Source organism: Chryseobacterium sp. SIMBA_028, from assembly GCF_046535285.1.
Taxonomy (GTDB): domain Bacteria; phylum Bacteroidota; class Bacteroidia; order Flavobacteriales; family Weeksellaceae; genus Chryseobacterium.
This window is the reverse complement of sequence record NZ_JAWRWZ010000004.1, coordinates 304,781-318,758: the sequence shown is the minus strand read 5'-3', so window position 1 is coordinate 318,758 and position 13,978 is coordinate 304,781. Positions and strand designations below refer to the sequence as shown.

Annotated in this window: 12 protein-coding genes; 6 read left to right on the top strand and 6 right to left on the bottom strand. The window is 36.4% G+C overall.

Features of this window, described 5'->3' with window-relative positions; genetic code table 11:
- Nucleotides 1-3: 3 nt before the first annotated feature.
- Nucleotides 4-1,029, bottom strand: coding sequence for a rod shape-determining protein (locus tag SCA31_RS07440; protein ID WP_045491741.1), 1,026 nt, complete (start codon nucleotides 1,027-1,029; stop codon nucleotides 4-6).
- Nucleotides 1,030-1,502: 473 nt separating this feature from the next.
- On the opposite strand from SCA31_RS07440, the gene hemA reads away from it, so the two are divergent.
- From hemA to hemE, 4 genes are read left to right on the top strand one after another with little or no spacing between them, the layout of a single operon-like run.
- Nucleotides 1,503-2,777, top strand: coding sequence for a glutamyl-tRNA reductase (gene hemA, locus SCA31_RS07435; RefSeq protein ID WP_410696329.1), 1,275 nt, complete (start codon nucleotides 1,503-1,505; stop codon nucleotides 2,775-2,777).
- Nucleotides 2,764-3,672, top strand: a complete 909-nt coding sequence (hemC, locus tag SCA31_RS07430) for a hydroxymethylbilane synthase (RefSeq protein ID WP_410696328.1) — start codon at nucleotides 2,764-2,766, stop codon at nucleotides 3,670-3,672. Before hemA ends, hemC begins: the two co-directional genes overlap by 14 nt.
- Nucleotides 3,673-3,724: 52 nt before the next feature.
- A complete protein-coding gene (locus tag SCA31_RS07425; RefSeq protein ID WP_410696327.1) occupies nucleotides 3,725-4,408 on the top strand; it encodes a uroporphyrinogen-III synthase in 684 nt (227 codons plus the stop codon).
- 45 nt (nucleotides 4,409-4,453) lie between these two features.
- Nucleotides 4,454-5,485 carry a uroporphyrinogen decarboxylase gene (hemE, locus tag SCA31_RS07420; protein ID WP_410696326.1) on the top strand — a complete coding sequence of 344 codons (1,032 nt, stop codon included), beginning with the start codon at nucleotides 4,454-4,456 and terminating at the stop codon, nucleotides 5,483-5,485.
- Nucleotides 5,486-5,582: 97 nt separating this feature from the next.
- On the opposite strand, the gene SCA31_RS07415 is transcribed toward hemE, so the two are convergent.
- The 5 genes from SCA31_RS07415 to SCA31_RS07395 form a co-directional block, all read right to left on the bottom strand.
- The gene (locus SCA31_RS07415) at nucleotides 5,583-6,803 is read right to left on the bottom strand and encodes a cysteine desulfurase (protein WP_410696325.1); all 1,221 of its coding nucleotides are present in this window, start codon (nucleotides 6,801-6,803) and stop codon (nucleotides 5,583-5,585) included.
- 281 nt (nucleotides 6,804-7,084) lie between these two features.
- The gene (locus SCA31_RS07410) at nucleotides 7,085-7,738 is read right to left on the bottom strand and encodes a 50S ribosomal protein L25/general stress protein Ctc (RefSeq protein WP_410696324.1); all 654 of its coding nucleotides are present in this window, start codon (nucleotides 7,736-7,738) and stop codon (nucleotides 7,085-7,087) included.
- Nucleotides 7,739-7,794: 56 nt separating this feature from the next.
- Nucleotides 7,795-8,733, bottom strand: a complete 939-nt coding sequence (locus tag SCA31_RS07405) for a ribose-phosphate pyrophosphokinase (RefSeq protein ID WP_076353029.1) — start codon at nucleotides 8,731-8,733, stop codon at nucleotides 7,795-7,797.
- An 84-nt stretch (nucleotides 8,734-8,817) separates the two neighbouring features.
- Nucleotides 8,818-10,365, bottom strand: a complete 1,548-nt coding sequence (locus tag SCA31_RS07400; RefSeq protein ID WP_410696323.1) for a G-D-S-L family lipolytic protein — start codon at nucleotides 10,363-10,365, stop codon at nucleotides 8,818-8,820.
- 11 nt (nucleotides 10,366-10,376) lie between these two features.
- Complete coding sequence (locus SCA31_RS07395; RefSeq protein ID WP_410696322.1) at nucleotides 10,377-11,618, bottom strand: OmpP1/FadL family transporter; 1,242 nt, start codon at nucleotides 11,616-11,618, stop codon at nucleotides 10,377-10,379.
- A gap of 491 nt (nucleotides 11,619-12,109) precedes the next feature.
- On the opposite strand from SCA31_RS07395, the gene SCA31_RS07390 reads away from it, so the two are divergent.
- Nucleotides 12,110-13,516 carry a stage 0 sporulation family protein gene (locus SCA31_RS07390; protein WP_410696321.1) on the top strand — a complete coding sequence of 469 codons (1,407 nt, stop codon included), beginning with the start codon at nucleotides 12,110-12,112 and terminating at the stop codon, nucleotides 13,514-13,516.
- Entirely contained in the window at nucleotides 13,509-13,973 is a 465-nt protein-coding gene (locus SCA31_RS07385; protein WP_410696320.1) for a gliding motility lipoprotein GldH, read from the top strand. The genes SCA31_RS07390 and SCA31_RS07385 overlap by 8 nt, the downstream gene beginning before the upstream one ends.
- Nucleotides 13,974-13,978 lie beyond the last annotated feature (5 nt).

Here is a 13,978-nt window from a genome sequence, read left to right as displayed (position 1 = left end):
AAATTATTTAATTAAGAAATTGAATTTATCCATATTCTTAAGGGCAATACCTGTTCCACGCACTACGGCTCTCAACGGATCTTCCGCTACAAACACAGGAAGACCTGTCTTTTTGTGAATTCTGTCTGCAAGACCTCTTAGCAACGCTCCTCCTCCTGCAAGATAAATACCTGTTTTATAGATATCAGCCGCCAATTCCGGTGGAGTAAGAGAAAGAGTTTCCATTACAGCATCTTCAATTCTGATGATAGACTTGTCTAATGCACGTGCAATCTCCTTATAGCCTACCATAATTTCTTTAGGCTTACCGGTGATAAGGTCTCTACCTTGTACAGGGATGTCTTCAATATCTACATCAAGATCTTCAACTGCAGAACCAACTTCAATTTTGATTCTTTCAGCAGTTCTTTCTCCAATATAAAGATTATGGTGAGTTCTTAAGTAATAAGCAATATCATTTGTAAATACATCTCCTGCAATTTTCACAGATTTGTCACACACGATACCTCCTAAAGCTACTACAGCAATTTCCGTAGTACCTCCACCTATATCGATGATCATGTTACCCTCAGGTTTTTGTACGTCAATTCCAACCCCTATAGCTGCTGCCATTGGCTCATAGATCAATCTCACTTCTTTAGCATTTACTTTTTGAGCAGAATCTCTTACCGCTCTTTTTTCAACTTCAGTAATACCAGAAGGAATACAGATTACAATTCTTAATGCAGGCTGTATAAATTTACCTTTAATTCCAGGAATTTTTTTGATAAATTCCTTAATCATGTGTTCAGAAGCGTGGAAATCTGCAATAACCCCATCTTTCAATGGACGGATTGTCTTGATATCCTCGTGAGTTTTACCTTGCATATGCTTAGCCTGTTCACCTACAGCAATGGGTTTACCCGTAGAACGTTCAATTGCGACAATTGACGGTTGATCTATAACAATTTTATTATTATGGATGATAAGGGTATTAGCTGTTCCTAGGTCTATCGCAATTTCTTGCGTAAACATATCAAATAAACTCATATTTTTCTTCTGATTTTAAGATTACAAAGATATAAATTTAACACTACTAAAGAAATTTCCCACTAACATTATTTGGTTAAAATTTTATTAAAATTTATAATTCTTTATTAACTTTCTGTCTAGATAATTACAGAGTTTGAGTTAAACTAAAATTAATGAGGAAAATTGGGAGGCCAAAAGGCTAAATAGCAAAAGAGTAAAATAACAAAAGAATACCTGGAAAGCAAAGAAAACGAAGAGGCAAAGATTCTAAAATTGCGTTTATTGTTAAAAATTCTGAGGTTAACAAGATGAAAAAGCAAATAATCAGAAGAAATAACACCGGACATTTACCTTTTTACCATTCCACTCCTTTACCTTTTCATTCCAAAAGCTTCAGCTTTCACCTAAACCTCTTATAGTTTTTTACGATAATTATCATATACAGTATCAGGGGCTGATTAATTAAAAAAATCGTAAATTTGCGACTGCTTATGTTACAGTATTCCAACATCCATCGAACATCGAATTTTGCCGTGCTTTCCATCAGCTACGAAAAGGCCGATGTAGAAACGAGAGGAAAGTTTGCATTCTTTGATGAAAACATCAAGAACTTTGTTTCCCGGGTCCATCAGGAAGATCTTGGGGATGCATTTGTGGTCTCCACCTGTAACAGGACTGAAATTTATACGACTTCCCCCAATTATCTTTTAGTAGCAGAAGAATATTGCAAAACCATTGGAGTTCATCTTACGGATTTTCTTCAGTTTGCCAATATTCTTACTAAAGAAGAAGCACTCATACATCTTTTTAGAGTAGCTGCCGGTCTTGAAAGTCAGATTATTGGAGATTTTGAAATTATCGGTCAGATTAAAAAAGCATACAGCCGCTTCAAAAAAGAGAGACAAAATTCTAATCCATATCTGGAAAGGGCTATTAATGCAGCGATACAGATTTCGAAAAGAATTAAAAATGAAACCGGCATTTCTAATGGTGCGGCTTCTGTTTCCTATGCAGCAGTACATTATATTTTAAATAGCCAAAAGAGAATTGCTGAAAAGAACATTCTTCTTTTAGGAGTAGGTGAAATTGGACAAAATACCGTTGAAAATTTGGTAAAACATGTCTTCCAGCCTAAAATTAAAATAGCAAACAGAACTCAGGAGAAAGCTGAAAAGATTTCCCAGAAATATAATATTCCTCATGTTGATTATTCTGATTTTGACAAGGAATTAAAAAACACTGATATTCTCATCGTGGCAACCGGGGCCAAACACCCGATTATCAACCAATCTCATTTCCCTAATGGAAAAGAAACGTTAGTTATTGATCTTTCCATTCCGCATAACGTTGAAAAAAATGTAACGGAAAATGAAAATGTAACCTTAATTGATGTTGATGAACTTTCAAAACAAATCCAGGAAACGATCCAACAGCGGGAAAAAGAAATTCCAAAAGCTGAAAAGATCATCAAGGAATTGATGAAAGACTTCATTGAGTGGGAAAAAAAGAGAAAACTGGCACCCAATATTCATCATTTCAAGGCTGTTTTAAAGAACATGGAACGCAATGAGATGCATAATTTCTATAAGAAGAATAAATATATAGACATTACAGATATGGAGCTTTCGGATAAAATGATCCAGAAGATTACCAACCGTTTTGCAAAATATATCATCGACAATCCTTTAAAAGCCGAAGAAATTAGTAAATTAATGCACGAAATATTAGTTGAACAACCAAACAACGAATTCAATGAAAAGCATTAGAATCGGAACAAGAAATTCCGCACTTGCACTTTGGCAGGCAAGAGAGGTTGCGAGGCACCTTCAGAACAACAATTATTTAACGGAGATTGTTCCTATCGTTTCTTCTGGCGATAAGAACCTTAATCAGCCATTGTATTCACTGGGAATTACCGGTGTTTTCACAAGAGATCTTGATGTGGCACTACTCAACGACGAAATAGACATCGCTGTTCATTCTTTAAAGGACGTCCCGACTCAGTTACCTCAAAACATTGAGATGATTGCTTATCTGGAAAGAGATTTCCCTCAGGATATCCTAATCAGAAAGGAATCTGCAAGAAATAAAGAGTTTCATGAACTGAAACTGGCAACCAGCAGCTTGAGAAGAAGAGCATTCTGGTTAAGACATTACCCTACCACGGAATTCTCAGATATTCGTGGAAATATTCAAACCCGTCTTCAAAAGCTTGAAGATGGAAATTTTGATGCTACCATTCTATCTTTGGCTGGTATCAAGAGAATGAAAATGGAAATTGATTACGAAATGCTTCCGGTAATGATCCCAGCTCCATCGCAGGGTGTAATTGCTGTTGCAGGACATTCCGACAAACCGGAGATCAATGAAATCCTAAGACAAATCAACCATGAGCCTACACAAATTTGCGTAGAAATGGAAAGAAATTTCCTAAGCACATTAGAAGGAGGCTGTACCGCACCTATCGGGGCATTTGCAGAAATCATCGGGGATCAGATCCGCTTTACGGCAGCACTTTGCTCTCTGGATGGTAAAAACTGTATTGCCATTGATGAGAACTTTGAATACAACTCATCAGAGAACTTTGGTGAAAAATTCGCAAAAGTGGTCCTTGAAAACGGTGGAAAGGAATTAATGGTAGAAATTAAAAGCCAGATCTAAGGATTATTGTAAGCTTCCTTTAGCATCCCATTCATCTTTACTTAGCAGAAATATGAAAATCTTATTTACCAAAAATATAGACCAATTGATTATATCCAAAGAATTAGGAGAGGATATTTCGGTTGATTGTGTTGAGGTAATCAAGACCAAACCTATTATAATTAGTCCTTTTGAACTTAAAAACTATTCCCTGATTTTCACCAGCGTGAATGGTGTGGCTGCGTTTTTCAAAAACCGCTTCAAGCCCAATGAAGATTTTACAGCAAAAAATTATAATAAGATTTATTGCGTTGGAGAGAAAACCAAAAGAGCTTTAAGGAAAAATGGCTTTGGAACGTTTAAGGTGTTGAAAAATGCTGAAATGTTATCCCGATTTATTATCGGAAACTGTCAGCATGAACAGTTTCTCCATTTTTGCGGCAACCTTGCCATTAATGTTTTGGACAATGATCTTCCTCTGCAAAATATTAAGTATAAAAAAATTACGATCTACAACACGGAGGAAACCAATCCGTTAATACCTGAAAAATATCATGCCGCAGTATTTTTTAGTCCAAGCGGAGTTCGTAGTTTTGCAAAGCAAAATTCCTTAAAGGATATGAAGTTGTTTTCGATTGGAGAAACCACATCCGGGGAATTGAGGAATTACACTCAAGAAAGAATTTTTACTTCCGAAGAAAATACACTGACCTCAATCTTTGAATTGATCAGGAACGAAATGGGAGGAAAATTTTAAAATATTTGTTACCGAATTGGAAGGTAATATTACTTTAAATAGATTATGATAAAAAACGACCTATATTTAAAAGCACTTCGCGGAGAAACCGTTGAAAGACCTCCTGTCTGGATGATGAGGCAGGCTGGAAGATATCTGCCGGAATTCATTGCCTTAAGAGATAAGTATGATTTCTTCACAAGATGTCAGACCCCTGAACTTGCTGCTGAGATTACCATGCAGCCTATCCGCAGATTTCCTTTGGATGCTGCGATTTTGTTTTCAGATATTTTGGTGGTTCCACAGGCGATGGGGATTGATTTCAAAATGAAAGAATCTGTTGGACCATGGTTGGATACTCCGATCAGAACAATGGAACAGGTTCAGAACATTGAAACTCCGGATGTGAATGATACTTTAGGATACGTTTTTGATGCTATTGAGCTAACTCTTCAGAAATTAGACAACGACATTCCGTTGATTGGTTTTGCCGGTTCTCCATGGACAATCCTTTGCTATTGCGTAGAGGGTAAAGGAAGCAAGGCTTTTGATATTGCAAAGTCATTCTGTTTCCAACAGCCTGAGGCTGCTCATTTGCTACTTCAAAAGATCACAGATACTACTATTGCTTATTTAAAGAGAAAAGTAGAAAAAGGGGTTTCTGCCGTACAGGTATTTGATTCTTGGGGAGGAATGCTTTCTCCAACTGATTATCAGGAGTTCTCTTGGCAGTATATCAACCAGATCGTTGAAGCATTAAGCCCACTTACTCATGTTGTAGTATTTGGAAAAGGATGTTGGTTTGCATTGGAAGATATGACAATGTCTAAGGCTTCTGCTCTTGGTGTTGACTGGACTATTAAGCCAGAATTCGCAAGAACACTGACTAATCACACAATGACATTACAAGGAAACTTTGACCCTGCAAGATTACATTCAACACCTGAAACCATCAAGAAAATGGTAAATGAAATGATTAACCGTTTCGGAAAGGACAGATATATTGCAAACCTCGGACACGGAATTCTGCCAAATGTTCCTGTTGAAAATGCTGAGGCATTCATAAGAGCAGTTGTTGAGTGGAAACCTAATCATTAAAAACAAAATTAACTTTCACTCTGAAAGTTTAAATTAATAAAAAAGCCCTGTCATTACTGACAGGGCTTTTTTATATGTTTAATTATTAGCTTTATGGCTAGCTCAGCATTCGCTGTGCTTTTTTCACTCCTTCAACCAAAATATCAATTTCGGCAAAGGTATTATAAACAGCAAAGCTTGCTCTTACCGTTCCCGCAATATTAAAGAAATCCATGATTGGCTGTGTACAGTGGTGTCCTGTTCTTACAGCAATACCCATTTTATCCAGGATCATTCCTACATCAGACGAAATCCCTACTCCCTCAAGATTAAAGGAAACAACTCCTGTTCTATTAGCCTTTTCACCATAGATTTTAATACCCTCCAATTCTAAAAGCTGTCTTTGAGCATACTCCAGCAAAGCATTTTCATGATTCTGGATATTTTGACGCCCAATTCTTTCCATAAAATCAACGGCTGCTCCTAAAGCAATATTTCCTCCTACATTGGGAGTCCCTGCTTCATATTTAAAAGGAAGCCCTGCATAGGTTGTTCCATCAAAAGAACATGTTGCAATCATCTCTCCTCCTCCATGGAATGGAGGCAAAGCTTCCAATATTTCACGCTTTCCATATAAAATACCTGTTCCCATTGGAGCATACATTTTATGTCCTGAAAAAACAAAGAAATCGCAATCCATCTTCTGAACATCAATATTGAAATGTGGAGCAGACTGAGCGCCATCAATAACAATATAAGCCTCTGTATTCTTTCTCGTTCTTGCAATAATTTCTTCAATAGGATTCACAATTCCTAATGCGTTGGAAACCTGATTCACAGAAACAACCTTTGTTTTTTCACTTAAGAATTCATCCAAGTAATCCAACTGCAAAATTCCATTTTCATCAATAGGAATTACACGAAGTTTTGCTCCCGTTCTTTCACAAAGCATTTGCCAGGGAACAATATTGGAGTGATGCTCCAGATAGGAAATAATGATCTCATCATCTTTTTGTAATTTTTGTGTTAAAATATAAGCGATGAGGTTCAACCCTTCTGTTGTTCCTTTTGTAAAGATTACTTCAAAATCATGTTCAGCATTGATGAATTTCTGAATTTTTCTTCTGGAAAGCTCCATTTCTTCCGTTGCCAATTGGCTTAACGTGTGAATTCCTCTGTGAACATTGGCATTAAGTTCTGTATAATATGCGTGACAGACTTCTAAAACCAAATTTGGCTTTTGAGATGTAGCTGCATTGTCCAGATAAACCAGCGGCTTACCATTCACTTCTCTGTCCAATATAGAAAACTGGCTTCTTATTTCCTGAATGTCAAACATTTATTTATTTTTTAAATTAAAACGTTCTTATTTAGAACTCTTCAAATTTACGGCTTTTTTTCTGAAAGGAAGCATTAGGTTGAGTACTGATACTTGTCAGTTCATAGAAATATTCAATGATTAGGAGTGAAGAAAATTGATAAAGTAGTAAAGCGAAGGAACAAAACAATGAAAAGCCAATTTGATATATTACCTCTCTCATTTCTTTACTTTTTATCTTTTAACAACAAAAAAACCTGCCAATAAATTGACAGGTTTTATATTGTTTAAATAAGTAAGTCTTATTCTGCAGATTTTTCTTCTGTTGTTGGAACATCAGGAGATTGAGTAGCCACTTCTTCAGCTTCTTCCTCATCCTCATCATCCATAGCAGCTGCACCACCTTTCATTGCATTTCTAGACATCTTAACAGCAACTACTACTGCATTGTCAGGGTGAACGAAAGTATATCCTGTAGTTTTGATACCACCGATGTAAAGTTTGTTACCGATTCTTAATGGAGTAACATCTACAACGATCTCATCTGGCAAGTTAGCAGGAATAGCTTTTACTTTTAGCTTTCTGAAAGACTGACGTAAAACACCACCAGCTACAACACCTTTAGAACGTCCAGTGATTCTTACAGGAACTTCCATAACAACTGGCTTATCGTCAGATAACTGATAGAAGTCTACGTGAAGAATTTTGTCTGTAATTGGGTGGAACTGAATATCTTGAAGAACTGCTGGAATTGTTTGACCATCAACTTCAATAGATACCGTGTGTGCTTCAGGAGTGTATACTAAACCTTTGAAAGCTTTCTCTTCAGCAGAGAAGTTCAATGGTGCGCCACCTCCATAAACAACACAAGGAACTAATTCAGCATCACGTAAAGCTTTTGTAGACTTTTTGCCCACGCTTTCTCTTTTTGTACCTTGAATTGTAATAGATTTCATTTATAAAAAATTTAAAAAATTGTTCTAATTTTGTTTTGTAATTTGCTAAAAATCAATTAAATAACAAACTTACTACTAATTGATCTATGCTCATGAACCATGGTCATAACATCTGCAAATAACGGGGCGCAAGATAGCACTTTTATTTTAGATGACAAATTATTTTTAACAGGAATTGAGTCAGTTACAATAACTTCCAGAAGTTTTGAGTTCTCAATATTCTCATAAGCCTTTCCTGAAAGCACTCCGTGAGTTGCCATTGCTCTAACTGTTTTCGCTCCTTTCTCCATCAAGATATCTGCAGCCTTGCAAAGCGTTCCTGCAGTATCAATCATATCATCAATAAGGATTACGTTTTTACCTGTTACATCTCCGATAAGGAACATCTCTTCCACAACGTTTGCCTTTTTTCTTTCCTTATAAGCAATTACTACCTCGGCACCTAGGTGGCCAGCATAGTTTTTCGCTCTTTTTGCACCTCCCATATCTGGAGAAGCAATGGTAAGGTTGTCAAGATTTAAGGATTTGATATAATCAACAAAAATTGAAGAAGCATAAAGATGATCTACCGGAATTTCGAAGAATCCTTGGATCTGATCTGCGTGAAGATCCATTGTCATCACTCTTGTTGCTCCCGCTGCTGTAAGAAGGTTGGCAACTAACTTAGCACCGATCGGTGCTCTTGGTTTGTCCTTTCTGTCCTGTCTGGCAAGTCCGAAGTAAGGAATTACAACGGTAATGCTCTTCGCAGAAGCTCTTTTTGCTGCATCAATCATTAGAAGAAGTTCTAAAAGATTGTCTGCAGGTGGGAACGTAGATCCAATTAGAAAAACTCTTCCACCTCTTACAGATTCATCCAAAACAGGTTCAAATTCCCCGTCGCTGAACTCCTGAAAGTTGATTTTCCCTAATTCTTTCCCATAACTTTGGGCAATTTTCTCTGCCAAGTCCCTGCTGGTTCTTGTACAAAATAGATAACTTAACTGATCGGCCATTTTTACTTTTTAAAAGATTTTGCAAATTTAAAAAAAAACCACAAGATTTACTCCTGTGGTTTCTAGTTTTTATTTTATCAATTATTACGGCAGTGTAATTCCTGAGTATTGATTAGGGTTTACCTGTGGAAGTGACGATTTATAAGTTGCATTAATTGCATTAATAAATTCGTTGGCAATAATACCATATCCTCTACCTGTTAAATGCACTCCATCCAATGAGAATGCCCCTCCAGAGACAAATTTGGCAGTATATCTCACTCCATCCCAAGAAATTCCTGAATTTCCTGACAATTCTTTTAATTTAGAGTTAGCATCTACAAAAGCATATCCTTTTGCAGTTGCCGCTGCTTTAATAGCTACGTTGTATGCATCAATTGCACTATTGATCTCATTAATTTCTGATGGCACCAATATATATTTGTCTGCAAACGGATAAGCAACCCCTCTTGCAGAAAGAGCAGCAGGCACACCCGGCTCAGTTGATCCGATATCTGCTTTTGTAGTTAAAGGAACCAAATCACCAGTTTTTGCCTGTCTTGCCTGTCCATAGGTATTTCCCAGATAAGTAGCCAAAGCTACCAAAGTAGGATTTCCAGAGGCAAGAGCAGCACCGGTAATTTGCGCTTTCAGATCTGTTATAGATTCATCTTTGATTAATAATGGATTTCCTCCTGACTTAGAAAGTGGCTTTATTCTATCACCTGCTCCAAAATTTGTCAGGATCTGATTAAGTGGTCCGTAAAGGTTTTTATTTAAATCATCAATAATAGCCTCTCCTGCAGCAACGTTTCCTTTACCTAAAACAGCTGATGTCAAAGGATTAGTAGGTATCGTTGTTAAAGCAGGAACGGTAGTCACACTAGGAATATTTGCAATAACCCCTTTAGCTTTTGTAGCTTCTATTTTAGAAATAAGCATATCGTAGTATTGCTTAAACTGAGCAGGAGGCGTAAGTGTCTCCACCGAGCTATCTGCACCAGCCAAGGCATATAATAACGCGTCATTATTGCCAATCCATAAAGAGAAAAATGTAGGGTTTTGTTTTGTAAAATCATCAATTACAGAAGTGGTAGGCGTTGTCGCAAATCTCACAAAGTAAGGGTTTGCTGTTTTTGTTGCCACTCCCTGAACATTTCCGTATCCAGGAGCCAATAAGTGCGCCACTTTTGCACCCGGAACTCCAAGGTTATTGAATGGTCCTGTCAAAACAGTATTTACAACTGTTGTTGCCACATTATTGTTAGCCATTTTCAAATCAGGCGCACCGTCAATGAAACCATTAACAAAAAGTTTTGTATTTGCAATCTGCAGGGTAGCAGTTGGTGAAACAGCAAGAAGTAATCCTCCGTTATTATCTGCCATTAATGGCTGTTTGAACTCTCCACCACCCACTAATTTCATTTGTTGAGCGATCATTGATGGATAAGATTCATTTTGTCCATCTATATAAAGAGCACCATCTCTGTATCCGGAAGTTAATGAATTCCCTAAAGCAACATACCTTGAGAAATCTGCATTACCTTTTGATGCCTGGATATCTTTCACATCAGTATCGAAATCAGTCTTACAACTTGTTACAGTACAAAGAAGTGCAGAAACTGCTATCGTCGATATTATAATTTTTTTCATAGTCTTTTAAATTAAAAAGGGTTATAAGATAAACCTAGACCAAAATAGAATGCAGTTGCTTTAGATTGTCCATAGAATCCAAGACTAGCATTGGTTACATCTCTGTATTGTGGCATTGCATATCCACCCGCAAGATCAATTCCGAATTGCTTTAACTTAAATCCAACACCACCAGTGATTACATAAGTATCATACGAAGGCGTTTCCGGAATGAAATTATCATCAGAATAAGGAGATTCATCATAATACGCTCCTAAACGTCCATAAATCATATCAGTGAATGCGTATTGTGTACCCAGTCTGAATGTTTTTGAATTTCTGAAATTCTTAGGATTTACAAGAACTGTTGGATCTCCTGGATTATTGGGAGCCAAAGGTGCTTTTTCAAAATCTAAAGTAAGCTTACTGTATCTTTCCCATCCGTGATAGTTAAAGTCTGCTGAAATCAACCATTTTGGAGTTACTTTATACGTCAAACCAATTGTATATTCTTCAACGAGCGGAAGAGTTGCAGAAAATTTATCTTGCCCTGCCGCATCCAGATTTAATAAAGCGTATGGAGTTTTGGATGGAAACTTGAATGTAGCTGTTCCATTTTTAGCTTTCATGTCTATTGCTGAACGGTAAGCAATACTTACATCCAACTTCGGATCAGGTCTGAAATAGAAACCGAACCCATATCCGTGTCCGCTTGCATTATCGTCATTAATATTAACCTGTCCGTTAAATTGTGTTACAGCCTTATCCCAGTCAACTTTTCCTTTTGCATAAATATAACTTGCACCAAAAGCCAACCAAGGAGCTAACTTTACGGAAACCATTGGCTGGAAATAGAAACTTTTCAGCTCCATTTTCTGAACCATTTCTTTACCTTCCCAGTTATCCGGCCATTGAATGGTACTTCCAAAAGGTGTGGTAACACTAAGACCCACGGAAAGGTTTTCTATTGGTTTATAAGTAATCGCTGCATAGAAAGGTGTCCCAATAGGGTTGTCTGTTTCTGTGCTCTGTAATGTATTTAAGTTCTGAAAAGTAACTTTATTACTTGCACCAAACCCTCCTGCCACTACACTCAGCCTGGTAGGGATAAATGACATACCCGCTGGGTTAAAAAATGTCACACTCGCATCTTCGGCATGAGCACTAGTATGCGCCATTGCCAATTGTTTTACCCCTTGCAAAGAAACTCTAAAGCCTCCTGCGTAAGATAGAACGCCCGCCAATAAAGCAGTTGATACTAATATTTTTTTCATAGACTATTATTATATAAGTCAAATATAAAATTATTTTGAATACAACTGTTAACATTTCCCAATATTTTAAACAATACACCAAAAGAAAACTATGTTTAAAATAGCATTCTAGACATAACAAGCTTAAAAACCATAGTTTACAAGCACTTAATGAAAATGTTATTTAAAGAATAAAATACTGTTTAATATTAAACAATTGTTTAACAAAAGAAAGACAATTAAGTTTGGACAGAAACAAAGGAGGAAAATAGAATAGAATTGTTGGGAATGTTAATTTCAACAATTCATTCATTATAAAAGTTATCAAATTTTTATAATTATCAAAAAAGGTGATCCATTCAAACCCCTCTGTAGCTTTATTTTTTCAGCTCCCAGCTTTCTTTCTTTGTTAAAATACAGAAATGTTTTATCCGAATTCAGGTTATTTAAGTATTTTAGAATTGCATAAAGATAAAAATACATAAATTTGCAAGATTATAAATAATAGTAATATGAGTTGTGGATGTAAAACATCCGGCGATTCTGCACATTCTTGCGGCCCTAAAAAAACCGCAACTGGTTGTGAAAGTGTAAATACCTGCGGGAATAGTTATAAATTAAGTGTTTTTGACTGGCTTTCTAACATCAACAATCCTACATCAAATAGGTGTGATTTTGTAGAAGTTAGGTTTAAAAATGACAGGAAATCGTTTTATAAAAATGTAAATAATATCCCTTTACATATAGGTAGCGTAGTTACAGTAGAATCTAGTCCGGGACACGATGTAGGCGTAGTAAGCCTTACGGGAGAATTAGTAAAAATTCAGATGAAAAAGAAAAAGTTTTCTGAAGAATTGGCACTTAAAATATACAGACAAGCCAACCAAAAGGACCTTGAGGTATGGCAGGAAGCAAGAAAAAAAGAAGAAGGCGTAAAGCTTGAGGCTAGAAAAATTGCTCAAAGATTAGGTCTTGAAATGAAAGTTACTGATGTAGAATATCAGGGTGATTCTTCAAAAATCACATTTTATTACACAGCAGACAACAGGATAGATTTCAGGCAGTTAATTAAAGACTATGCTGGATCTTTCAGAACCAAGATCGACATGAAGCAGATCGGGTTCAGACAGGAAGCTGCAAAAGTAGGTGGAATTGGTTCTTGCGGACGTGAACTTTGCTGTTCAACATGGCTTACAGACTTCAGATCTGTAAACACCAATGTAGCCAGATACCAACAGCTAAGTATTAATCCTCAGAAACTTGCAGGACAATGTGGTAAGCTTAAATGCTGTCTTAATTATGAACTTGACAGTTATTTAGATGCATTAAGCCACTTCCCATCTTCTTCAACGACACTGGATACTGAAAAAGGAAGAGCTTTCTGTATTAAAATCGATGTTTTCAAAAAGAAAATGTGGTTTGCCTATGTAGATCATTCTATTGCATGGTATGATTTTGATATTGATCTTGTTAAAAAGCTGATTTCTAAAAATAAAAGAGGTGAAAAAATTCTTCCTTTAGAAGATTTAAAACAGCCCGAAACATCAGTTCAGACTATTGATTTGATTCAGGAAAACAGTGTAGACCGTTTCGAAAAGAAAAACAAAAACAATAGAAACAACAGGAGTAACCAGAATAAGCCAAACAACAATCAAGGACAGGGACAACAAGGACAGAAGAAAAACAGACCTGAGAGACAAGAAAGGCCTGAAAGAACTGATAAACCAGAAAGAACTGAAAATCCTAGTGCCAATTCCGGAAACCAGCCTAGACAACAGAAACCACAGCATCAACAAAAAGCGCCAGTGGAAAAAGTAAAAACTGAGGCTACTCCGAATGCAGAGCAAAACCCGCAAAGCAATCCAAACAAGAAAAAATTTAAAAAGAAATATCCTCCAAAAAAAGATAAAGATGCGTAAAATTTTAGGATTATTTTCCCTTATCCTTTTCTTTAGTTGTAACTCTTCTCCAGGAGAAGGCACTATAATGAATTCCGTTGACAACAAATGGAATAAGAAAAGTGAGCAAAAATTTAATCTTGAAATTTCAGATCCGCAGAATCCTAAAAATATTATATTTGTCGTAAGAAATAACAACAATTACCCTTACAGTAATATAAGGTTTATTGTGAATTTCACCAATCTACAGAACAAAAAAAAGGAAACAGACACTTTAAATTATGTTCTTGCAAAACCAAACGGAGAATGGCTTGGTACAGGCTTTGGTGACACAAAGGAAACATTGTTTCAGTATAAATTAAATTACAAGTTTCCGGGAAAGGGAAAATATCAAATCAGTCTTACACAGGCGATGAGAAACGATACCCTTCAGGGAATTGAGGACGTTGGGATAAAAATAGAAACGGCTAAACCGTAACCATA

What these genes read in the sequence shown, in the direction of transcription:
- SCA31_RS07440 (WP_045491741.1), bottom strand. Translation starts at nt 1,029, where the DNA reads ATGAGTTTATTTGATATGTTTACGCAAGAAATTGCGATAGACCTAGGA.
- hemA (WP_410696329.1), top strand. Translation starts at nt 1,503, where the DNA reads ATGTTACAGTATTCCAACATCCATCGAACATCGAATTTTGCCGTGCTT.
- hemC (WP_410696328.1), top strand. Translation starts at nt 2,764, where the DNA reads ATGAAAAGCATTAGAATCGGAACAAGAAATTCCGCACTTGCACTTTGG.
- SCA31_RS07425 (WP_410696327.1), top strand. Translation starts at nt 3,725, where the DNA reads ATGAAAATCTTATTTACCAAAAATATAGACCAATTGATTATATCCAAA.
- hemE (WP_410696326.1), top strand. Translation starts at nt 4,454, where the DNA reads ATGATAAAAAACGACCTATATTTAAAAGCACTTCGCGGAGAAACCGTT.
- SCA31_RS07415 (WP_410696325.1), bottom strand. Translation starts at nt 6,803, where the DNA reads ATGTTTGACATTCAGGAAATAAGAAGCCAGTTTTCTATATTGGACAGA.
- SCA31_RS07410 (WP_410696324.1), bottom strand. Translation starts at nt 7,738, where the DNA reads ATGAAATCTATTACAATTCAAGGTACAAAAAGAGAAAGCGTGGGCAAA.
- SCA31_RS07405 (WP_076353029.1), bottom strand. Translation starts at nt 8,733, where the DNA reads ATGGCCGATCAGTTAAGTTATCTATTTTGTACAAGAACCAGCAGGGAC.
- SCA31_RS07400 (WP_410696323.1), bottom strand. Translation starts at nt 10,365, where the DNA reads ATGAAAAAAATTATAATATCGACGATAGCAGTTTCTGCACTTCTTTGT.
- SCA31_RS07395 (WP_410696322.1), bottom strand. Translation starts at nt 11,618, where the DNA reads ATGAAAAAAATATTAGTATCAACTGCTTTATTGGCGGGCGTTCTATCT.
- SCA31_RS07390 (WP_410696321.1), top strand. Translation starts at nt 12,110, where the DNA reads ATGAGTTGTGGATGTAAAACATCCGGCGATTCTGCACATTCTTGCGGC.
- SCA31_RS07385 (WP_410696320.1), top strand. Translation starts at nt 13,509, where the DNA reads ATGCGTAAAATTTTAGGATTATTTTCCCTTATCCTTTTCTTTAGTTGT.